The organism is Streptomyces sp. NPDC021225 (assembly GCF_044332865.1).
Taxonomy (GTDB): domain Bacteria; phylum Actinomycetota; class Actinomycetes; order Streptomycetales; family Streptomycetaceae; genus Streptomyces.
This window is the reverse complement of record NZ_JBIRPV010000006.1, coordinates 508,914-530,373: the sequence shown is the minus strand read 5'-3', so window position 1 is coordinate 530,373 and position 21,460 is coordinate 508,914. Positions and strand designations below refer to the sequence as shown.

At 70.5% G+C, this 21,460-nt stretch carries 17 protein-coding genes; 7 read left to right on the top strand and 10 right to left on the bottom strand.

The annotated features are described in order from the left end of the window. Nucleotides 1-34: 34 nt before the first annotated feature. A complete protein-coding gene (locus tag ACH4S9_RS28120; RefSeq protein ID WP_352127484.1) occupies nt 35-445 on the top strand; it encodes a Fur family transcriptional regulator in 411 nt (136 codons plus the stop codon). Between the two features lie 182 nt (nt 446-627). Next, the gene (locus ACH4S9_RS28115) at nt 628-3,639 is read left to right on the top strand and encodes a carbohydrate binding domain-containing protein (protein WP_398374347.1); all 3,012 of its coding nucleotides are present in this window, start codon (nt 628-630) and stop codon (nt 3,637-3,639) included. Here ACH4S9_RS28115 and ACH4S9_RS28110 read toward each other — a convergent pair. Further along, nucleotides 3,627-4,985, bottom strand: coding sequence for an MFS transporter (locus tag ACH4S9_RS28110; RefSeq protein ID WP_398374345.1), 1,359 nt, complete (start codon nt 4,983-4,985; stop codon nt 3,627-3,629). The two genes, ACH4S9_RS28115 and ACH4S9_RS28110, sit on opposite strands and share 13 nt — an antisense overlap. A 308-nt stretch (nt 4,986-5,293) precedes the next feature. Between ACH4S9_RS28110 and ACH4S9_RS28105 the strand changes: the two genes are divergently transcribed. Continuing rightward, the gene (locus tag ACH4S9_RS28105; protein ID WP_398374344.1) at nt 5,294-6,451 is read left to right on the top strand and encodes a DUF2235 domain-containing protein; all 1,158 of its coding nucleotides are present in this window, start codon (nt 5,294-5,296) and stop codon (nt 6,449-6,451) included. A gap of 7 nt (nt 6,452-6,458) precedes the next feature. Here ACH4S9_RS28105 and ACH4S9_RS28100 read toward each other — a convergent pair whose 3' ends face one another. Genes ACH4S9_RS28100 through ACH4S9_RS28085 form a run of 4 tightly spaced genes read right to left on the bottom strand, consistent with a single transcriptional unit; the run spans nt 6,459 to nt 10,477 of the window. Continuing rightward, nucleotides 6,459-7,481 (bottom strand): Gfo/Idh/MocA family protein, encoded by a 1,023-nt coding sequence (locus ACH4S9_RS28100; protein WP_385337636.1) that lies wholly within the window; start codon nt 7,479-7,481, stop codon nt 6,459-6,461. Next, nucleotides 7,478-8,488, bottom strand: coding sequence for a Gfo/Idh/MocA family oxidoreductase (locus tag ACH4S9_RS28095; RefSeq protein ID WP_311722246.1), 1,011 nt, complete (start codon nt 8,486-8,488; stop codon nt 7,478-7,480). The genes ACH4S9_RS28100 and ACH4S9_RS28095 overlap by 4 nt, the downstream gene beginning before the upstream one ends. Before the next feature lie 32 nt (nt 8,489-8,520). Beyond that, complete coding sequence (locus tag ACH4S9_RS28090; RefSeq protein WP_398374343.1) at nt 8,521-9,282, bottom strand: SDR family oxidoreductase; 762 nt, start codon at nt 9,280-9,282, stop codon at nt 8,521-8,523. A 16-nt stretch (nt 9,283-9,298) separates the two neighbouring features. After that, the gene (locus ACH4S9_RS28085) at nt 9,299-10,477 is read right to left on the bottom strand and encodes a phytanoyl-CoA dioxygenase family protein (RefSeq protein ID WP_398374342.1); all 1,179 of its coding nucleotides are present in this window, start codon (nt 10,475-10,477) and stop codon (nt 9,299-9,301) included. A gap of 109 nt (nt 10,478-10,586) precedes the next feature. Here ACH4S9_RS28085 and ACH4S9_RS28080 point away from each other — a divergent pair, with 109 nt between their 5' ends. Together ACH4S9_RS28080 and ACH4S9_RS28075 are read left to right on the top strand one after the other, a co-directional pair. Continuing rightward, on the top strand, nt 10,587-11,633 hold the full coding sequence (locus ACH4S9_RS28080; protein ID WP_361194065.1) for a LacI family DNA-binding transcriptional regulator: 1,047 nt from the start codon (nt 10,587-10,589) through the stop codon (nt 11,631-11,633). A gap of 184 nt (nt 11,634-11,817) precedes the next feature. Continuing rightward, a complete protein-coding gene (locus ACH4S9_RS28075; protein WP_398374340.1) occupies nt 11,818-12,933 on the top strand; it encodes an SGNH/GDSL hydrolase family protein in 1,116 nt (371 codons plus the stop codon). 50 nt (nt 12,934-12,983) lie between these two features. On the opposite strand, the gene ACH4S9_RS28070 is transcribed toward ACH4S9_RS28075, so the two are convergent. From ACH4S9_RS28070 to ACH4S9_RS28050, 5 genes are all read right to left on the bottom strand, one after another. Beyond that, complete coding sequence (locus ACH4S9_RS28070; RefSeq protein WP_361194060.1) at nt 12,984-13,610, bottom strand: hypothetical protein; 627 nt, start codon at nt 13,608-13,610, stop codon at nt 12,984-12,986. Between the two features lie 130 nt (nt 13,611-13,740). After that, the gene (locus tag ACH4S9_RS28065) at nt 13,741-14,877 is read right to left on the bottom strand and encodes a mandelate racemase/muconate lactonizing enzyme family protein (protein ID WP_398374338.1); all 1,137 of its coding nucleotides are present in this window, start codon (nt 14,875-14,877) and stop codon (nt 13,741-13,743) included. After that, nucleotides 14,874-15,818 carry a dihydrodipicolinate synthase family protein gene (locus ACH4S9_RS28060; RefSeq protein ID WP_398374337.1) on the bottom strand — a complete coding sequence of 315 codons (945 nt, stop codon included), beginning with the start codon at nt 15,816-15,818 and terminating at the stop codon, nt 14,874-14,876. The genes ACH4S9_RS28065 and ACH4S9_RS28060 overlap by 4 nt, the downstream gene beginning before the upstream one ends. Continuing rightward, nucleotides 15,815-17,116, bottom strand: coding sequence for an MFS transporter (locus tag ACH4S9_RS28055; protein ID WP_311722235.1), 1,302 nt, complete (start codon nt 17,114-17,116; stop codon nt 15,815-15,817). Before ACH4S9_RS28055 ends, ACH4S9_RS28060 begins: the two co-directional genes overlap by 4 nt. A 473-nt stretch (nt 17,117-17,589) precedes the next feature. Then, nucleotides 17,590-18,948, bottom strand: a complete 1,359-nt coding sequence (locus tag ACH4S9_RS28050) for an alpha-L-fucosidase (protein ID WP_398374336.1) — start codon at nt 18,946-18,948, stop codon at nt 17,590-17,592. A gap of 152 nt (nt 18,949-19,100) precedes the next feature. Between ACH4S9_RS28050 and ACH4S9_RS28045 the strand changes: the two genes are divergently transcribed. Together ACH4S9_RS28045 and ACH4S9_RS28040 are read left to right on the top strand one after the other, a co-directional pair. Further along, nucleotides 19,101-20,381, top strand: a complete 1,281-nt coding sequence (locus ACH4S9_RS28045) for an ABC transporter substrate-binding protein (RefSeq protein ID WP_398374335.1) — start codon at nt 19,101-19,103, stop codon at nt 20,379-20,381. An 87-nt stretch (nt 20,382-20,468) separates the two neighbouring features. Then, nucleotides 20,469-21,458, top strand: coding sequence for a sugar ABC transporter permease (locus tag ACH4S9_RS28040; RefSeq protein ID WP_311722232.1), 990 nt, complete (start codon nt 20,469-20,471; stop codon nt 21,456-21,458). Nucleotides 21,459-21,460 lie beyond the last annotated feature (2 nt).

Genomic DNA, 21,460 nt, shown 5'->3' with positions numbered 1-21,460 from the left:
GGGTGTCCTACCGAACCCGAATAGGTGAGCCGATATGAGTGACCTGCTGGAGCGACTGCGCGGGCGTGGCTGGCGGCTGACTTCCCAGCGGCGCGTAGTAGCGGAGGTCCTCGACGGCGACCATGTGCATCTCACGGCGGACGAGGTGCACGCCCGCGCGGCCCGGCGGCTGCCCGAGATCTCCCGGGCGACCGTCTACAACACCCTGGGCGAGCTGGTCACCCTCGGTGAGGTCATAGAGGTCTCCACCGACGGCCGCGCCAAGCGCTACGACCCCAACGCACACCGCCCGCACCAGCACCTGGTGTGCTCCGGCTGCGGCACCATCCGCGACGTCCACCCGATCGGCAACCCGCTCGCCGACCTCCCCGCGGAGGAGCGGTTCGGCTTCACGGTGTCCGAGGCCGAGGTCACGTACCACGGGCTGTGCCCGTCCTGCGCCTAGCCACCCTCCGGCGCCCGGTTTCCCTCGGGGCGGCATCCGCCCCTCCCGCGGCAGTGTGGGCCGCGTCGCATCTCTTTACCGGGCTGTCATGTCCCTGTAGCTTGCGATGAAAGAGCTTGCAGCAACTTGCCGGTTCTGGATTCAGCGCACTCCCCCACCCGCTCCCCCCACTGGGAGACGCCATGAGACCCACGTCAACGGCACCCTTGCGCGACAGACGACCAGCTCCGCTGCGGCGCACGCTCGCCACGGCCCTCGCGGCGGCGGGGGTGCTCGGGCTGGTCGCGGGCCCGCCGGAGTCCCGCCCCACCCCGGTCGGGACCGCCGCCGCCACCTCGAACACGACGACCGTCTTCTCCTACACGAAGACCAAGAACTGGTCCGCCACCTATCTGCACTACGCCCCCGACGGCGGCGCCTGGACCACCGCCCCCGGCTTACCGATGGAGGCGGCCTGCACGGACTGGGTGAAGAAGACCGTCGACCTCGGCTCGGCCACCGGGCTGCGGGCCACCTTCAACAACGGCAGCGGCACCTGGGACAACAACGGCGGCCAGAACTACGCCCTCGGCACCGGAAACATCACCGTCAAGGACGGGGTGATCGCCCACAGCGACCCCTGCGCGGACACCGGTGACGGCACCGGGGACGGCTCCGGCAACAAGGCGACCGTCTACTACTCGACGGCCACCACCGGATGGACCACCGCCAACATCCACTACGCGCCCGCCGGGGGCTCCTGGACCACCGCCCCGGGCGTCGGCATGGAGCCCGCCTGCACCGGCTGGTGGAAGAAGACGCTGGACATCGGCACAGCCGCCTCGCTCAAGGCCGCGTTCAACAACGGCAACGGCGTCTGGGACAACAACAACAGCTCCGACTACACCATCCCCACGGGCACCACGACGGTGAAGGACCGAACGGTCACCGCCGACGCCGAGGACCCGTGCGCGGCGCAGGCCCCGGACACCCAGGCCCCGACGGCGCCCACCGGGATCACGGCCAGTGCCACCCACACCTCCGTGGTCGTGAGCTGGGCAGCGGCCACCGACGACACGGGGGTCGCGAAGTATCAGGTCACGCGCACCGGCGGCACCAGGGGCACGGTCGTCACGGACGTCACCTCGACGGTCTTCTCCGACACCGGCCTCGAGGAGAAGACCACGTACGCCTACACCGTCAGGGCCGTCGACGCGGCCGGCAACACCTCCCCCGCCTCCGCGGCGGCCACCGCGACCACCGGGGAGAAGGCGCCGGAACCGGCCGCCGGCACCCCGCTGGGCACCGACCCCCGCAAGGACCCCGTCTACTTCGTCCTCACCGCCCGCTTCTTCGACGGCGACGGCTCCAACAACCGCGGCGGCAGCCAGCATGTGAAGTCCGGCAACGCGGCCAACGACGACCCCATGTTCCGCGGGGACTTCAAGGGCCTGATCGGCAAACTCGACTACATCAAGGCGCTCGGCTTCTCGGCGGTCTGGGTCACCCCCGTGGTCCTCAACCGCTCGGACTACGACTACCACGGCTACCACGGCTACGACTTCTACCGAGTCGACCCGCGCCTGGAGTCGGACGGCGCCTCCTACCAGGATCTGATCAACGCCGCCCACGCCAAGGGCATGAAGATCTACCAGGACGTCGTGTACAACCACAGCTCCCGCTGGGGTGCCAAGGGCCTGTTCACCCCGACCGTGTACGGCGTCCGGGACGCCCAGTGGAGCTGGTACTACGACGAGAAGAACGACGGCTTCGCGTACGACGGCCTGACCGTCGAGCCCAAGTCCGGGAAGTCGTACTACAACGGCGACCTGTGGTCCACGGCCGAACCGGCCGGGAACACCTGCCTCAACTGGTCCAAGCCGACCGGCGGCAAGAGCCCCGAAGGCTACACCCTCTACAACTGCCAGTGGCCCGGCCCCACCTCGGGGATGTTCCCGAAGCAGTACTACCACCAGTGCTGGATCGGCAACTGGGAGGGCGAGGACTCCCGCTCCTGCTGGCTGCACGAGGACCTCGCCGACTTCGACACCGAGTCGACCCCTGTGCAGAACTACCTGATCGGCGCCTACGACAAGTACATCGACATGGGCGTCGACGGGTTCCGCGTCGACACGGCCGTCCACATCCCGCGCGTCACCTGGAACCGCCGCTTCCTGCCCGCCATCCAGGAACGGGTCACGAGGAAGTTCGGCGCCGAGGCGGCGCGCAACTTCTTTGTCTTCGGCGAGGTCGCGGCCTTCGTCAACGACAAGTGGAACCGCGGGTCCGTCAACCACTCGGCGCAGTTCTACACGTGGAAGGAGCGCAAGGAGTACAGCGCCGACGACGAGAAGGCGGCCATCGAGCAGTACGACCACGAGGAGCAGCTCGGCACGGGCAACCAGCCGACCTCCGCCAACGCCTTCCTGGACGGCAACACCTACCACACGCCGGACCACAGCCGGTTCTCCGGCATGAACATCATCGATATGCGCATGCACATGAACTTCGGTGACGCGCAGAACGCGTACAACAACGGCAAGGACTCCGACGACAGCGTCAACGACGCCACCTACAACGTCGTCTACGTCGACAGCCATGACTACGGCCCGAACAAGTCGAGCAACCGCTACAGCGGCGGCACCGACGCCTGGGCCGAGAACATGGCGCTGATGTGGACCTTCCGCGGCATACCGACGCTGTACTACGGCTCGGAGATCGAGTTCCAGAAGGGCAAACAGATCGACTGCGGCCCGACCTGCCCGCTGGCCTCCACCGGACGCGCGTACTACGGCGACCATCTGGCCGGATCCGTCACGGCCTCGGACTTCGGCAAGGCCGACTCCGCGACCGGCCAGGTCGCCACCACTCTCGCCCAGCCCCTGGTCGAGCACGTCCAGCGGCTCAACCGGATCCGCCGGGCCGTCCCGGCCCTCCAGATGGGCCAGTACTCCACCGACGGCATCACCGGCCCGATGGCGTTCAAACGCCGCTACACCAGCGGCGGCACCGACAGCTTCGCGCTCGTCACCGTCACCGGCGGGGCCACCTTCACCGGCATTCCGAACGGGACGTACACCGACGCCGTCACGGGAGACGTGAAGACCGTCGCCGGCGGCTCGCTGTCCGTCGCGGCCCCCGGCAAGGGCAACCTCCGGGTGTACGTACTGAACGGCCCCGGCAAGATCGGCGGTGACGGCCCCTATCTCAAGTGACACCGACCGCGCCCGCCGAGGTCCGGACCATGTCGTACGCGCCACCCCAGCAGCGCCGCGCACGCGGCCGCACAACCGGCGGCCGTGACCAGCAGCGCGGTGTCGGCGGCGGCCCCGGCACCGACACCGGCGAGGGCAACGCCCAGGCCGGCGGCGACGGTGATGACGGTCTTGGTGACACCTGAGGCCTCGCCGGCCCGTTCCGGGCGGATGACTCCTTGGGTGGCGACGAGGGTGAGGGCGTTGCCGAACCCGAGGGCGGCACCGCAGCAGGTGGCGACGGTCAGATAGACGGCGAAGGAGGGAGCGAGGGCGAGCCCGGACAGGCCGAGCGCGCCCGCGCCGAGGCAGGCGGCCATCGCGGGCGCGGCGTCCCGGGTGGCGACGCGTCCCGCGAGGGGACCGCCGACCGCCATGGCGAGGGCCGCCGGGAGAAAGGCCACGCCCGCAGCCATGGCGGAGCAGCCCCATCGGTCCTGAAGGGACTGCGGGACGACGAAGAGGAACATCACGGCGGCGGTGTTGGCCACGGCGCCCGTGAGGGTCAGGGCGACGTAGAGGCCGTTGCGGAACAGGGCGAACCCGACCAGGGGATGCGGCGCACGGCGCTCGGCGTGGACGAACGCGCCGAGCAGCGCCGCGCACAGCAGGACGAGGAAGGCCATCTCGCCCCGTGGCGCGCCGCGTTGGGCGCAATCGAGGAGCACGGCGAGCGCGGCGAGCGCGCCGGTGACGGTGAGCAGGCCGCGCCAGTCCAGGTGTCGCCGGGGTCCGCCGGTGTCACTGCTCTCGGCGGCGCGCGAGGCCCACACGGCGCCGAGCGCGGCGAGGGGGACGTTCAGCCAGAAGACGGCGCGCCAGGAGAGGGTTTCGGTGAGCGTGCCCCCGACGAAGGGGCCGCAGGCGGTGGCGGCGCCCCCGATGCCGAGGGCGAGGCCGGTGGCCCGGCCACGCAGGTGTTCGGGATAGACGTTGGTGAGCAGGGCCAGCCCCACCGGCATGATCACGGCAGAGCCGGCGCCTTGGACGGCGCGTGCGGCGACCAGCATCGGCAGGCTCGTGGCCAGCGCGCACCCCACGGAGGCGGCGCCGAAGAGGGACAGACCCAGCACGAGCGGTCCGCGGCGGCCGAACAGGTCGCCCAGACGGCCGGCGCCGAGCATGAGCGTGCCGGTGGACAGCAGATAGCCGCTCACCGCCCATTGCGCTCCGTCCCCGGGTGCGCCGAGGTCGGCGCCGATTCGGGGAAGGGCGAAGTTGAGGGCGAAGGCGTCCAGTTGGACACAGAACACCCCCACGGACATCGCGAGCAGCACCCAGGTACGGGGGTGCGGTGGTGTGGCCATGCGCGCGTCTCCTGATCGCAGGTGTGTGACAGGGCGTGCGATGGGGGGAAGGGGGCAGCGGAGTACACGGGAGACCGCGAGAGTGGCCGGTGCTGCCGGGACGGACGCCTGGTGAGGGCGTCGCGAAGGCGGGGGCCGATACGGCCCGCACCGCCTGACTGCTCGACACCGCCGCTCGTTCACCAGGGGCGGGAGCACCTCCACCATAGCGGCATGCGGAGGGTCGTTCCTCCGCTCCGAGGGGGTGATGCGTAGGGTATGAACCACCCAACGGCCTGGCTGGACACGGTCGTGGGAGGAAGGCTGTCATGCCCAAACGTCTCGTCGTGTGCTGCGACGGTACATGGAACACCCCCGATCAGACCGAGGACAGGCGCCCCTGCCCGACCAATGTCACCAAACTCGCCCTGACCGTGGCCTCCGAGGACTCGGGCGGGAACCGGCAGTGCGTCTACTACCACCGTGGTGTGGGCACCAGCCGGAAGGACCGGCTGCGCGGGGGCGCCTTCGGGATTGGGCTGTCGCGCAATGTGTTCGACGCCTACCGCTTTCTCATCGACAACTACGAACCCGGTGACCACCTCTACTTCTTCGGGTTCAGCAGGGGCGCGTTCACCGCGCGCAGCATCGTCGGCATGGTCCGCAACTGCGGCATCCTGCGCCGGGAGAACGCCGACCGGATCGCCGAGGCGTGGTCCCTGTACCGCAGTTCGGCCGACAAGCCGACCGGCGTGGCGGCCAGCCTGTTCCGCCGGGCGTACTCGCACGACCCGCGGATACGCTTCATCGGCGTGTGGGACACCGTCGGTGCCCTCGGTGTCCCGGCTCTCGGGCCCCGCTGGCTGAGGCCCGTGGTGCGGCGGCTGAACCACCGCTGGGAGTTTCACGACACCAAGCTCAGCACCCGGGTGGACGGCGCGTTCCACGCCCTGGCCATCGACGAGCGGCGGGCGGCGTTCGAGCCGACGCTGTGGCATCAGCAGCCCGGAGTCCAGGGGCAGGAGCTGAAGCAGGTGTGGTTCAGCGGGGTGCACTGCGATGTCGGCGGCGGATACACCGACACCTCCCTGTCGGACATCGCGTTGCTGTGGATGGTCGAGCGGGCCCGGGAATACGGCCTGGAGTTCCGGCCCGGGGCCTTCAGCCCTGAAGGCCCCATCCGGATAACCCCCGGCGAGAGCGTCGAATTCAGGGTCGCACCCGATCCGATGGCTTCTCCGCACCCCTCCCGGACGGGGCTTTACCGATTGGTCAAGCCCTTCAACCGGCCCATCGGCGAGGCCACGGACAAGGACGGCCGCGCCGACGGCTTCGAGTATCTGGCCACAACCGCGAAGGAGCACTACGACGGGGACCCCGGCTACCGGCCGCCGTCGCTCGTCACCTACCTGGAACACCCGGAGAGCGTGCGCCTCGAGCCGGTGCCCCGGGGGGCAACGCCCGGGGACGACGCCCCGCCGACGTAACGTCCGATCACGAGGCCGCGGCCGGGAGGACCGTCCGCGGGCGCACCGGGAAGCCGGCGGCCCGGTAGCAGTCGTCGATGAGCCGCATGGTGGTGAGCGCGTCCCCCGCGTCGAGGGCGAGGGGCGCGCCGTGGCGCAGGTGGGCGGCGAGGGCTTCGAGCTGGTAGGTGTACGAGGACCGGCGGCCGAGCTCCTCGGTGCGCTCGCCCGAGGCCGTTCGCACCACGACCCGGTCGTCCAGGTGCGGCTGGACGAAGTTCACCGCGGTGGCCTCGCCGCGGGTGCCGACGATCCGGCAGCTCATCTGCCACTGGTGATACGCCATGTGGCAGTTGGCGGCGCCGGTGGCGCCGTTCGGGAACTCCAGGTCGGCGTGGAGCCATTCGTCGACCCCGGGGGCCAAGGCCCGCGCTCCGCCGCGCGCGGCGACCAGGCGCGGAGCGCCACCGGCCCAGGGAGCGAGCATGCGCTGGGCGTGCAGGCTGTAGCACCCCAGATCCATCAGCGCGCCACCCGCAAGGGCCAGCGACCACCGTACGTCGTCGTCCGGCGGGGCGGGCATCGCGACCATGGTCTCGACGTGCCGGAGGTCGCCCAGCTCACCGCTGTCCAGCAGCTCGTGCAGCCGCCGGGTGACCGGGTGGAACAGATAGTGGAAGCCCTCCATGAAGGCGCTGCCCGCCTTCGCGGCCGCCGCGTGCACCTCGGCCGCCTCCTCGGCGTTGCTCGCGGACGGCTTCTCGGTCAGCACATGCTTGCCGGCCTGGAGCGCGGCCAGGTTCCAGGGCCCGTGCGCGCCGTTGGCCAGCGGGTTGTACACGACCTCCAGTTCCGGGTCGGTGACGAGATCGGCGTACGAGCCGACCACACGCTCGACGCCGTGGGCGGCGGCGAACGCCTCGGCCCGGTCCCGGTCACGGGCGGCCACCGCGACGAGGCGGTGGCCGGCCGCGCGGGCGGGACCCACGATCGACAGCTCGGCGATCCGGGACGCGCCCAGGACACCGATGCGCAGGGGTCCGTCCGTCATGCCGTGCGCACCTCCGTCAGCCGCACGGGCCGCCTCTCGCGCAGCGACAGGGTGCACGCCTCGGCGATCCAGCTCGCCTCGAGGGCGTCCGCCACCGTGCACGGCGAGGGGCGGGTGCCCGCCACGACCTCGGTGAACGCGGTGAGTTCGGCGCGGTAGGCGTCGGCGAAGCGGTCCATGAAGAAGTCGTGCGGCGGCCCGGCCGGGAAGGTGGCGCCGGGTTCGACGGAGCGCAGTGGCAGCCGGTCCTCCAGGCCGACCGCGATGCTGTCCTTCATGCCGTGCAGCTCCAGGCGCACGTCGTAACCGCGCGCGTTGTGGCGTGAGTTGGAGACGACGGCGATGGTGCCGTCGTCGAGGGTGAGCAGGGCCGAGGCCGTGTCGACGTCGCCCGCCTCACGGATGTGGTCCGCGCCCCGGTTGCCGCCGGTCGCGTACACCTCGGTGACCTCGCGGCCCGTCACCCACCGCACGATGTCGAAGTCGTGCACGGCGCAGTCGCGGAAGATGCCGCCGGAGGTGGCCACATATCCGGCCGGCGGGGGCGCGGGGTCGAGGGTGGTGGACCGTACGGTGTGCAGCGGCCCGAGTTCACCGCTGATCACAGCCTCGCGGGCGGCGGCGCATCCCGCGTCGAAGCGACGGTTGTAGCCGATATGCACCTGAACACCGCCGCCGCCGGCCTCGACGGCACGCAGCACCTCCAGGCTCTCCTCGACGCCGCGGGCCACGGGCTTCTCGCAGAACACGGGGACGCCCGCCTTGACGGCGGCGAGGATCAGCTCCGGGTGGGCGTCGGTGGCGGCCGCGATGACCACACCGTCCACACCGGCGGAGAACACGGCCTCCGGGGAGTCCACGGCGGTGGCCGCGAACCGCTCCGCGGCGGTGGCCGCGGCCGTGGCCACCGGGTCGGTGACCACGAGGGAGTCCACCGCGTCGAGCCCGAAGAGGGTTTCCGCGTGGAAGGCGCCGATCCGGCCCAGTCCCATGATGCCTATACGCATGAGTTTCTCGTTCCTTCAGCCCGAGGGGCGGCTCAGTCGAGTCCGCCGATGACGATCTGGTCCCAGTCGATGACCGAGCCGGTCACCACGCCGCTGCGGTCGGAGAGCAGGAAGACGACGAAGTCGGCGATCTCGTCGACCTGGCCGAGCTTGCCCATCGGCTGCGCCTCGGCGGCCCTCTCGCGCCAGTCGTCTCCCGCGCCGTGGAAGGCGCGCTGCGTGGCGTCCTCGCCCTCGGTGTCGGTCCAGCCGATGTTGAGGCCGTTGATCCGGACGCGGTCGTGGCGGTGGGCGTGCGCGGCGTTGCGGGTCAGGCCGACGAGCCCGGCCTTGGCGGCGACATACGGGGCCAGATAGGGCTGTCCGCCGTGTGCCGAGGTGGTGATGATGTTGACCACCGTGCCGGGCGCCTTGCGGGCGACCATGTCGGCGACGGCGGCCTGCATGGCGAAGAACGGCGCCCGCAGATTGATCGCGACATGGGCGTCGAACAGCTCCGGCGTGGTGTCGAGCAGCGAGCCCCGCGACGTCAGCCCGGCCGCGTTGACCAGGCAGTCGAGGCGCCCGTGCGCGGCCATGGTCCGTGTGACGCTGTCGCGCGCCTGCGCCGGGTCCGCGAGGTCCGCGCGGAGGAAGTGCGCGCCCGTCTCCGCCGCGAGCTTGTCGCCGACCTCGGCCCGGCGCCCGGTGAAGGCGACCGTCGCGCCCTCTCGTACGGCGGCCCGTACGATGCCCGCGCCGACGCCCTGGCTGCCGCCGTTGACGAGGACGACCTTGTCATCGAGCAGTCCCATGAGTGCTGTGTCTCCTTCAGCCCTGACGCCGCTCGGCGCCCGCTCGCAGTTCCTCGCGCAGCCGCTCCGAGGTCCAGCCCTCGCTGACGGCCCGCCACACGGTGTCCGCCTGGGAGGGCGGAGCGAGACCGTCGACCGGCGGGTCGAGGTCCAGCTGGGTGGGGAAGGGGTAGCCCTCGGCGGTGGCCGCGACCACGCGGCGCAGCCAGTCCTCGGAGGCGCCCTCGGCCTTGCGGCGCAGCAGCACCGGGAAGACCGCGCCCGCCATCGCCTCGCGGTCGACCGTCTCCATGGCGCGGCCGAACGCGGAGGAGACCTGGAGCAGATTGGCCATGCGCTTGATGTCGGCGGTGCGGTTGTGCCCGGCGGCGTGGAAGAGCGCGGGGTTGAAGAAGGCGGCGTCCCCCTTCTCCAGCGGGAGCTGAATGTAGTGGGACTCGAAGTACTCGACGAACCGCGGGAGGCGCCAGGCGAGATAGCCGGGCTCGTACTTCTGGGAGTGCGGCAGGTACATCGTCGGGCCGGACTCGACGGGCATGTCGCAGTGGGCCACCGCACCCTGGAGGGTCAGCACGCGCGACAGGCGGTGGACGTGCGCCGGGTAGGCCGCGGCCCGCTCCTGGGTGAGAAAGCCCAGGTGGTAGTCGCGGTGCACGCTCTGCGCGGCTCCGCCCGGGTTGACCACGTTGACCTGGGAGGTCACCTGGTAGGCGGGGCCGAGCCAGGCCTCGGAGATCAGCGCCAGCATGTCGTTGGCGTAGTAGTCGGCGAACGCCTCCGGGGCGCGCACCGCCACCTTGTCCAGGGCGTTCCAGACCCGGTCGTTGGCGCCCGGCTTGGCGAAGTGGTCACCGCGGGCCCCGCCGGTGGCGCGCTCCTCCTCGATCAGCGCGTTGAACGCCTCGGACGCCCGGTCCACGACGGCCACGTCGGGGAACGCGCCCTTGAGGACCACGATGCCGGGGCCGTCCAGCAGGGCCCGGACCAGTTCCGCCTGAACGGCCCGGCGCCCGTCCGGGGTGTCCGCGAGGGCGCGCAGCCGGGCGCTGTCGTAGAGCGGTACGTTCCGGTCGACTGCCTCGGCCGAGGGGTGGTCGCCCGGATCGGTGCGCTGCTCCACGAGCGACCGGAAGGCGTGGAAGTCACAGTCTTCCTCGGTGAGCCACATCCGTGATCCCTCAAGCGTGGGGGACATCCCGGGTCCTTTCGCCGTCCTTGCCTTTCTGCCAGTCTTGTGAATCCGAACCCATCATTCAATCCTCAGCAGTACATCAAAAAACCATCATCATCCATCGGGAACAGCCATGGGACACCCCTATCCGATCAGGGAAATCGCCCGCCAGGCCGGGCTGAGCACGGCCACGGTCGACCGCGTTCTCCACGGCCGCGGCGGGGTGCGGGAGAGCACGGTCAGGGAGGTGCACCAGGCGATCAAGGACCTGGACCGGCAGCGGAGCCAGATCCGCATCGGGGGCCGCACCTTCATGATCGACATCGTCATGCAGGCGCCGGAGCGGTTTTCGCGCGCCGTGCGTGACGCGCTCGAGGCGGAGCTGCCCTCCCTGCACCCCGCCGTTGTGCGCTCGCGCTTCCACTTCCGGGAGACGTGCCCCTCCGCCGAGCTGATCGGGACGTTGGACAAGATCGCCAAGCGGGGGACCCAAGGGGTGATCCTCAAGGCCCCGGACGTCCCGGAGATCGCCGCCGCCGTCGGCCGGCTGGTCGCGGCCGGCGTTCCCGTCGTCACCCTGGTGACCGATCTGCCCCACAGTGCCCGCGTGGCGTACGTCGGCATCGACAACCGCGCGGCAGGGGCCACCGCCGCCTACCTCCTCGGCCAGTGGCTAGGCGACCGCCCCGGCAACGTCCTCACCACCATCAGCCGGGGCTCCTTCCGCGGCGAGGAGGAGCGCGAGATGGGCTTCCGAGGCGCCATGCGCCTCACCCAGCCCAAGCGGTCCCTTGTGGAGGTCACCGACAGCGACGGCCTGGACGCCACGCAGCGCGAACTCGCCCTGGAGGCGCTCAAACGCGACGAGGACATCGTCGCGGTCTACTCCATGGGCGGCGGCAACCTCGCCACCCTCGACGCCTTCGGCGCCCTCGGCCGGGAGTGCGCCGTGTTCATCGCCCACGACCTGGACCAGGACAACACCCGGCTGCTGCGCGAGCGCCGGCTGTCCGCGGTCCTCCACCACGACCTGCGCCAGGACCTGCGCCGCGCCTGCCAGACCATCATGCGGGCCCATCAGGCGCTGCCGGACGACGGGCCCGCCCTCCCCTCGGCGATCCAGGTGGTCACGCCGTACAACATGCCGCCCGGGGTGCCGCCGGCGCCGCTCGAAGGCTGAGCGCCGCCCTCCCGGGCCGCGAGCAACTCGGCACGCTCGGTGGCCGATTCGCGCGGCGGAGGAGCTGTCGCATTCCCCGGCCCGCCCCTACAGTGGTGCGGTTGTGTGCCGCGCCCCGCCCCCAGCCGTGCCCCGCCCCAGCCGTGCCCCGGCACCATGTGCCCCACCATCAAAGGATGGCCACATGCAGACGCCCCGTCGTTTCACCCGAAGGACACTGGTGACGGCCGCCGCCGCGGGCCTCGTCACCGCTGCCGCGTCCCCCTCACAGGCATCCGGTGCCCGCGCCCGGTTCCACACAGCGGGCCGGGTCAGGAACACCTCCGACGGATCCGTGGAGTACTCCTGGCCCGGCATCTCCTTCGAGGGCCGCTTCCGCGGTACCGGTGTCGGCATCGTCCTCGACGACGCCGACAACGACTACGACGTCCAGATCGACGGAACGACCGCCACCACGCTCGTGACGCCGGGCCGCACCACCTCCTGGATCGGCGACCTCCCCGACACCGAGCACCGCGTGCGCCTCGTCAAGCGCACCGAAAGCCCGTGGGCCGCGGGCCGGTTCGGCGGGTTTCTCGCCGCGCCCGGGGGCGCGGTCCTGCCCGGACCCCGGCCCCGGAGCAGGCAGATCGAGTTCATCGGTGACTCCTTCACCGCCGGCTACGGCAATGTCTCCGGCACCCGCGACTGTTCGAGCAACGGCGGAGTCAACCGGAACAGCAACGCCGACCTCGCCTTCGGCGCCCTCACCGCCCGCAGCCTGGACGCCGATTACCAGCTGAACGCCTACTCCGGCCTCGGCATGGTCCGCAACTACAACGGCAGCAGCCCCGGCACCGACTTCCGCACGTACTACGACCGGGCCCTGCTGCACGTCGACGGCGACATCTGGCGGAAGCCGGACACCTGGCGGCCGCGGGTCGTCGTGATCGGCCTCGGGATCAACGACTTCTCGACCCCCCTCAACCCGGGCGAGCGCTGGACCACCGAGGACGGCCTGGCCGCCGCCTACGAGGCGGCCTACCACGGCTTCCTCGACAAGCTGCGCGCCCGGTACGGACCCACGCCGTTCATCGTGGTCGGCGCCACCTACCTCGCCAACACCACCGCGTTCGCCCGGACCGCCCTGCGGATCGTCGAGGAACGCAACCGGCGGGGCGACGACCGGGTCCGCTCCTGGTACTACGACGATCCCGCCCTGGATCGCCTCGGCTGCGACTGGCACCCCTCGTCCCACGACCACCGGATCATCTCCGGTCTGCTCGACACCTTCCTCGCCGGCCTTCCGCTGCGCTGGTAGCCGGGCGGAAGACCTGCGTCCGGCTCCAGCGGCGCTCCCGGCCCAGGCCCTCAGCCGCTGGTCCCCTCGGTCATCCCGGCCGGGTCCTGGGGCGCGCCGTCGCCGGTCTTCGGCAGATCGCCGCGCTCGGTGCCACCCTGCCCGCCGCCGTCGCCCGCACCCTCCGGCAGGACCTCGGCCAGCTCCCCGTCATCGGCCTGATGGACGCTTTTCGCGGCCCGGCGGAGGGTGTCGCGGGTGACGCTCTCCCGGTCGGCGCTCAGCCGGATGACCCGTCCGCCGTCCTCGCGCGCATACTCGTGGGCGGACTTCGAAGCGCGGTACCAGCTCTCGCCGTCCCGCTCGCACGTCCGCTTCTCGCCCCCGGCCTGGTCGGGGCCGGACTTCGCGCAGTCGACGGGGGCGTTCCCGGCCTCGTCCACCCGTAGTTCGATCGTCCCGCCGCCGGGCTTGGTGTAGGCGCCCCCGAAGCCGTGGTCGCCGATCACGCCCACGGACTGCGACGCGAGCGTGTAGCCGGGTACGTCGGTCACGTACACCATCTCCGGCTCGGTGCCCAACGCCCGGGCCCGGGACTCCAGTTCGGAGCGGTCCACCGACCCCTCCCCGCACGCCGACAGGGTCACCGCCAGCGGCAGCAGGAGCAGCGGCAGGGTTCTTCGCCAAGGCTTCGTCATGTGCCCATCATCCCGCCTCGCGCGCACGAATATCGAGCCATTGCCGTGCGCGGGCCGCAACGCCCGCGCACGGCTACGGCTTCCTTGTGCGGCGCCCTTCACCACCCGGGCCGGGCCGCCGTCTTCCTCCTCACATCCACGCCGTCGAGCCGTCCGGGCGCACCGGTACTCTCCGCTTCCAGGTGACCCAGTCGTCGGTCCTGAGCGCGTCCTCGTCGATCTCGATGCCCCATCCGGGGCGGTCCGGGCGCAGTTCGAGGTGTCCGTCGACGGGGAGGTAGGGGTCGGGGCACCAGGACACGGTGTCCGGCTTGTACTCGAGGATGGCGAAGTTGGTCGTCGCGGCCGCGAAGTGCACATTCGCCGCGGTGGCGAGCGGACCGAGCGGGTTGTGCGGTGCGATCGGGACGTAGTGGGCGTCGGCGATGGCGGCGATCTTCATCATGTGGGTGAGGCCGCCGACGACGCAGATGTCGGGTTGCGCGATGTCGGCTCCGCCCGCGCCGAGCAGCGCCAGGAACTCGTGGGGCGAATAGAGGCACTCCCCCGTCGCCAGCGGTACCGCCATGTCGGAGCGGATCCTGGCCCAGGCGGGGATGTGCTCGGGGCGGATGGGCTCCTCGAGGAAGAGCGGCTGGTGGAGGGCGAGCGCGGCCCCGAGCTCGACGGCCTGCCGCGGCTCCCACAGACACGCGTGGGCGTCGAACGCGAACTCCCACTCCGCGGGGTGGCTCTCGCGCACCTCGCCGAAGTACTCGCCCAGCTCGCGGACGACCAGCCCGAACCGGGTGCGGTGCAGCTCCTTCCGGTAGGGGCTCAGTTTGAACGCCGTGAAGCCGAAGCGGTCGTGCAACGCCGCGGTGGTGTCGCGCAGTTCGCCGACGTCCGGCGCCGAGTAGAGCCCGGCGTAGACCCGTACCCGGTCGCGCACGGCGCCGCCGAGCAGCTGGTACACCGGTGCGCCCAGGGCCTTGGCCGCGATGTCCCACAGAGCGTGGTCGATGGCGGCGATGGCGGCCAGCCCCAGCGCGCCCTGGGGGAAGCGGCCGGACTGGAGGAGGAACTGGTTGACGCGGCTCGGGGACCGCGCGTCCATGCCCTTGATCTGCTCGAAGAGGTAGTCGAGCAGCGGTGGATAGGCCAGGTCGGGGCCGTGGTTGTAGACCTCCGACCAGCCGTGGATCCCGTCCTCGGTGCCGATCTTCACCAGCACCCTGGGCCGGTCGCCCACCCGCTGCCTGAAGGTCTCCAGTGACTCGATCCTCATGCCGCACGCTCCCCCGTCGCCTCGGGCACCGCGGAGCGCCAGTGCGCCATGGACTCGGTGACCTCGCGGGCGAGCTCCTCGGCCAGCGGGTGGCTGGGCGCACGGACGTCGCGCCGGCACAGCCCGAGCTGGTGCATGGCCTCCTTCACCACGGACACGTTGTTGGCCGAGGCGTCGCGGGCGCGCAGCTCCTCGAAGTGGCGGATCCGCCGCCAGACCCGTGCCGCGGCGACGTAGTCACCTCGCCGGAGCGCCTCCAGCATCTCCAGGGACACGGCCGGAGCGAGGTTGACCAGGCCGGAGGTGAAGGCCCGGGCCCCGGCCTGCCAGTAGGCGGGGGCGTAGGACTCCGCCAGGCCCGCGATCCACAACAGCCCGTCCTTCGCCTGGGCCTTGGTGGTGGCGAACACCACCGGATCGGGAACGGAGTACTTGAGCCCCACGACGTTCGGCGCCCGTTCCGCCAGGCGCGTGATGTGGGCGCCGGTGACCGCCCGCTTGGTGAGATAGGGCAGCACCCCGATGTCGGGTACGGCCGCCGCGACCGTGGCGTTGTACTCGACCCAGCCGTCCGCCGAGAGATACGGCAGGACGGGTTGGTGGATCATGACCGCGTCCGCGCCCGAGTCCCGGGCGAAGCGCGCGTCGGCGACGGCCGTCCCGAGGTCGAGCCCGACCCCGGCGATGACGGTCGTGGCGCTCTCGCGCGCCGACAGCACATACGTCAGCACATGGCGGCGCTCGTCCGGGGAGAGCGCGTAGAACTCGCCCGTGTTGCCATTGGGCGTCAGCACGGTGACTCCGTTGCGGATCAGCCGGGCCGTCAGCGCGGCGGTCAGGTCGCGGTCGACCGCGCCTTCCTCGTCGTAGGGGACGACAGGGATCCCGATGACCGTGCTCAGCCGCTCGACCAGGCGAGCCGGGTCCCAAGAGGCATTCACGAGGTGCTCCTTCCATGGTGTCCGGCGGACGCCGCGAGGGCGCCCCCCTCCGGCGCGACGGGCTTGATGCTCACCCAGAACAAATAGATCGCGGCGCTGACCAGGCAGCACACGGCCGCGCCGACCAGCGGGCCCACATACGAGCCGTTGCTGGTGGCCAGGAACAGCCCGATGGCGATGGGGCTGAGCAGATTGCCCACCTGGGAGCCGAAGTTCTGGAAGCCGGCCACCGCGCCGACGCGCTCCGACGAGCGCGCCACCTCGGCCGGCAGGCTCAGGATCGCCGCGCCGGCGAACGAGTGCGCCGAGCTGCTGATGGTGAGCACCACCATCAGCAGCAGATTGCTGTCGACGAACGGGGCGAAGCCGATGCAGGCGCTCAGGCCGAGCCCGGTGACGATCGGCACCTTGCGGGCCAGGTTCGGCGAGCGTCCGGACGCCAGCATCCGGTCGGACACGATGCCTCCGAGCACGGTGGAGCCGATCGCGATGAGCGACGGGATCCAGCCCACCATGCCGAAGTCCGCCTTGGAGAACCCGCGGTCGTCGAGCAGATAGCTGGGGTACCAGGTGAGGAAGAACGCCCCGGCGAGCGAGCGGAACACATAGCCGGTGGTCAGCGCCCACACCTGCGAGTCGCCCAGCAGCTCCCGCCACGGCACCTCGGCGTCGCCCGAGGCCGCGGCGTCCTTCGGGCCCTGATCGGACCGGATGTGCGCCAGTTCGGCCTCGGAAACCCGCGGGTGCTCCTCGGGATCGCGGTAGACGGCCAGCCAGCCCACCAGCCACAGCAGCCCGACGAGCCCGATGACGACGAAGGACAGCCGCCAGCCGCCGAACAGGGCCAGCGCCGTCACCACCGGGATCGACAGCGTCGTACCGATCTGCTGGCCCATGTCGAACAGGCTCGACGCGAAGGCCCGCTCCTTGCGCGGAAACCACCGCGAGACGACCTTGATGTTCGCCGGCTGCACCGGCGCCTCACCGATGCCGAGGCCGAGACGGAACACGATGACCGATCCGACGCCCCGCGCGAAGAACATCAGCGCGGTCCAGATCGACCACCAGCCGACCGCGATGGGGTAGATGACCCTCGGCCCGAACCGGTCGAGCAGCCAGCCGGAGGGAATCTGGAACAGCGCGTACGTCCAGAAGAACGCCGACAGCATCACGCCCTGCACCGCAGAGCTGATGTGGAACTCCTTCGACATATACGGCATGGCCACGCTCAGCGCGGCACGGTCGAGATAGGCGATCGTCAGTCCGAGCGCCGAGAAACCGACGATCGTCCACCGCATTCTGCTGCGCTGCCGGGCCGGTGATCTCCCGGTCTTGGACGTGGACAGGCTGGAAAGGGGCACCATCGCTCCCGAAGTTGGATAGGCTCCCCCAAGAGGGAGCATCGGAACTCTCTGACGCGGCCCGGGATCTTGGCGGTGAACGGGCCGCGTTTCTCATTCGTCAGTGCATCCGCGGCTGTTTTCTGATCAGTCCGCGTGGCTGCCCATCGAGGCGCCTGGCTTATGCCGCTAACGGATACCCGGGCTCGGGAAGCGGCCGGGCGGCCACGGCCGTGGCGCGCGCCGACGCATGAGGCGACCCCCATGAGCACACAACGGTCACTGTCCCCCCAATCCCGGCATAACGCGTCTCGTATATGACGTACGATGCATGACGCGATGAAGGTAGGAGGGGCGCAAGAGATTCGTCAACGCTTCTGACAAAACCCGGTCTTGGCGAGCCGCTCGACGTGGCCGGCCCGCCCGCCGGATCAGCGTGCGTCGCGCAGGCGCAGCTCAACGACCGCGGGGCCCACAGCCGTCGGCTCGGGAAGGCGCACCTCGAGACGTCCGGCAACCGCCGCCACCTCGACCGGCGTCCCGTCGGTCAGGCGGGCCGAGGAGAGGTCGAAGGCGTCGGCGTCGGCGCCGATCGCCACCGTTCCGCGCGCGTCGATCACCGCGTGCGTGAGATGTCCGGAGCGGGTCCAGCGCACCCACGGATCATCGCCGGGGCGCGCCAGGCCCTGCCCCAGGGGGGTGGTGCCGAAGACCGCCGGAGCGCCCGTGTCCATCCAGTCGGCCAGGTACTCCAGGGTCCTTCGCTGAAGCTCCGGGACGCGCCCCGCGGCGTCCGGGCCGACGTTGATCAGTAGGTTGCCGCCGCGGGAAACGGTGTCGAGCAGATGGCGGATCAGCCCGGGGCCGTCGAGGCTGACGGTGGCGTCCTCGGCCTGGTTGTAGCCGAAGGACAGGCCGATGCCCCGGGTGTTCTCCCACACTCCGGCGCTCTCGTTCTCCGTCCCGCTCTGGTACTCACTCGTGCGGAAGTCCCAGTGCGTCTCGCCCCACCGGTCGTTGACGACCCCTTCGGGGACCCGCTCGTAGTAGTGGGAGAACAGCCCGGCGAGCCCGTCGGGGCCGTCGTGTTTGCCCGCGTCCGGCCAGTCGATGTCGTTCCACAGCAGGTCCGGGCGGTAGCGGTCGACGAGATCCCGCACATGCCGGTAGGCGTAGGCGGCGTACGTGGCGTCGTTGGGCCGGTCCTCGAACACCGAGCGCTGGGTGTCATGCGGGGGAAAGTCGCTGACATGCCAGTCGAGGCCCCCGGAGTAGTAGACGCCGAACCGCATACCGGCCTTTCTCGCCGCCCGCTCGAACTCGGCGACGAGATCGCGCTTGGGGCCGCGGCGCACGGTGTTGCGGGTGCCGGTACCGGGGGCGTCCCACAGCGCGATGCCGTCGTGGTGCTTGGTCGTCGGGATGACATAGCGGGCGCCGGCCCGCCGGAAGAGCCCCACCATCTCCTCGGCGTCGAACGCCTGGGCCTGCCACATGTCGAGGAAGTCGTCGTAGGGCGCTCCCCCGTAGGTCTCGCGGTGGTGGCGCTGGGCCGGACTGCCGTCGAGACGGATGGTGTTGCCGTACCACTCCGCGTAGGCGCAGTGCCGGAACCACGCCGCCTCGTCGACCTCGCCGAGCTGGCCGACGGGCTCCGCCCAGGCGGGGACGGAGTAGGCACCCCAGTGCACGAAGATCCCCAACTTGGCATCGGTGTACCAGGCGGGCACCTGCCGCACGAAGCGGTCCCAGGGCGCGATACGGGGCGGCGAGGACTGAAAATCTGTCACGTTTCTCGGTTCCATTCGGTTGGCACGATCCTTTTGAAAGGACTCAGAGCCCTGCAAAGGTTCGACGCACCATCTTGACAGAGGTCAGTCACGACAATAGCTTCTCCCCGCCAAGGTCCTTCAAAACGTTTCAATTCACTGAAGGAGCAACCATGCGGCTCGGAAGTATCCACTGGGGCAGACGGATGGCCGCCGCGGCGCTGGGGGTGGCCGTCGTCGCCACCACGGCCGGGTGTGGCGGTGGAACCGGTGGCGATGACAAGGTCACACTGCACTTCACCTGGTGGGGAAACGCGGACCGGGCGGAGATCACCCAGAAAGTGATCGACCTGTTCGAGGCCGAAAACCCCAAAATCAAGATCGAGACCTCGTATTCCGAGTTCGACGCGTACTGGGAGAAGATGGCGACCCAGTTCGCCGGGGGTGGCGGCCCCGACATCCTGACGATGGATTACCGGTATATACGCGAGTACGCCGACCGTAATGTGCTCGCCGAGATCAACGGCGTGAACACCACGAAGATGAGCCCCAACCTGCTCAGCTCCGGCAGGATCGACGGCAGGACCTATGCGATCCCGGTGGGCCAGACCACCCAGGCGCTGCTGTACGACCCCAAGGTGTGGAAGTCGGCCGGCGAGCACGCCCCCGAGGACGGCTGGACCTGGTCCGACCTGGAGGCCGGCGCGGCCGAGGTGAGCGAGGCGAGCGGCGGCAAGGTGCGCGGGGTGACCAGCTTCGGGCAGATCGAGGACTGGTTCGAGGTGTGGCTGCGGCAGCAGGGGAAGACCCTCTACACCGACGACGGCAAGCTCGGCTACACCGCCGCCGACCTCGCCGCGTACTGGAAGCTGGCGGAGCGGCTCCGCACCTCGGGCGCCGCGACCCAGGCCGCCGAGACCACGAAGATGGACGGCTCACAGGCCAACTCGCCGCTGGTCAAGAAGACCTCCGCCGCCGAGTTCAACTACGACTCCGGCCTGACCGCCGCGTCCTGGGAGATCTACGGCCGGCCGCTCAAGCTGAGCACGTTTCCGTCGAGCGGCAGTGAACTGGGCCAGTACGCCAAGCCGTCCATGCTGATGTCGATCACCAGGCGGTCGAAACACCCCAAGGAGGCCGCGAAGTTCGTCGACTTCCTGCTCAATGACACCAAGGCCGGGACCATCCAGTCCACCTCGCGCGGCATGCCCGCCAACTCGGATGTGCGCGCCGCCGTCGGCAAGAGCCTGACCGGCCCGCCCCGCCTGGCCTATGACTTCGAGACCGCGCTGCTGCCGAAGCTGACCGCCGCCCCTCCCCCGCCGCCCAAGGGCGCGGGTGCCGTCAAGGCCGCCCTCCAGCGCGTCTACGACGACGTGATGTTCGAGCGCTCCACCCCGGAGAAGGCCGCCGGGGAATTCATCAAAGAAGCCGAGCAAGCCATCAACCGGTGACACCACGGCTTGCCGGGCCCGCCACCCGGGCCCGGCAAGCCCCATGGACACGCCAGGAGCACAAAGGAGCGCTAAGGAGTACTGCTGATGGCACAACAGGCCCTGAAGCGGGGGGCGGTGGCGGCCTCGGCCGCTCCGGGCCCCAGGGCGGCGAAGGCGCCGCCCGGCGGTGGCGGGCGGAGACACCGCTACGGCGAGCGGCCCGGCATCGCGTATCTCTTTCTCTCGCCCTGGGTGCTGGGCGCGCTGCTGCTCACCCTCGGCCCGATGCTCTACTCGCTCTATCTGTCGTTCACCGCATACGACCTGTTCACCTCGCCCCGCTGGATCGGCCTGGAGAACTACCGGCGGCTGTTCACCGATGACGACCGCTTTCTCACCTCGGTGTGGGTGACCCTGAAGTACGTCCTGATCGCCACCCCGCTCAAGCTCGGCGCCGCGCTCGGCGTCGCACTGCTGCTCAACCGGACCAGCCGGGCCCAGGGGTTCTACCGCGCCGCCTTCTACGCCCCGTCGCTGCTGGGCGCGAGCGTCGCGGTGGCCCTCGTCTGGCGGGTGATCTTCGACAACGGCGGCCCCGTCGACAAGGCGGCCTCGGCCTTCGGGCTGCACGCGGGCGGCTGGACGACGGATCCGCAGTACGCCCTGCTGGCCATCGTGCTGCTCACGGTGTGGCAGTTCGGCGCGCCGATGGTCATCTTCCTGGCCGGTCTGAAGCAGATCCCCCGCAGTCTCTACGACGCGGCGGCGGTGGACGGGGCGGGGTGGTGGCGCTCCTTCCGCTCCATCACCGTGCCGATGCTGTCACCGGTGATCCTGTTCAACCTGGTGCTCGAGACCATCCACTCGTTCCAGGCCTTCACCTCGGCGTTCGTGGTCAGCGGCGGGCGCGGGGGGCCCAGCGACTCGACCCTGTTCTACACGCTCTATCTGTACCAGTCCGGGTTTGTGGAGTACCGCATGGGTTACGCCTCGGCCATGGCCTGGCTGCTGCTGATCGCGATCGCCGTCGTCACCGCGGTCCTCTTCCGCACCTCTCGGGCCTGGGTCTTCTACTCCGGCGGGGAGGAGAGGTGAGC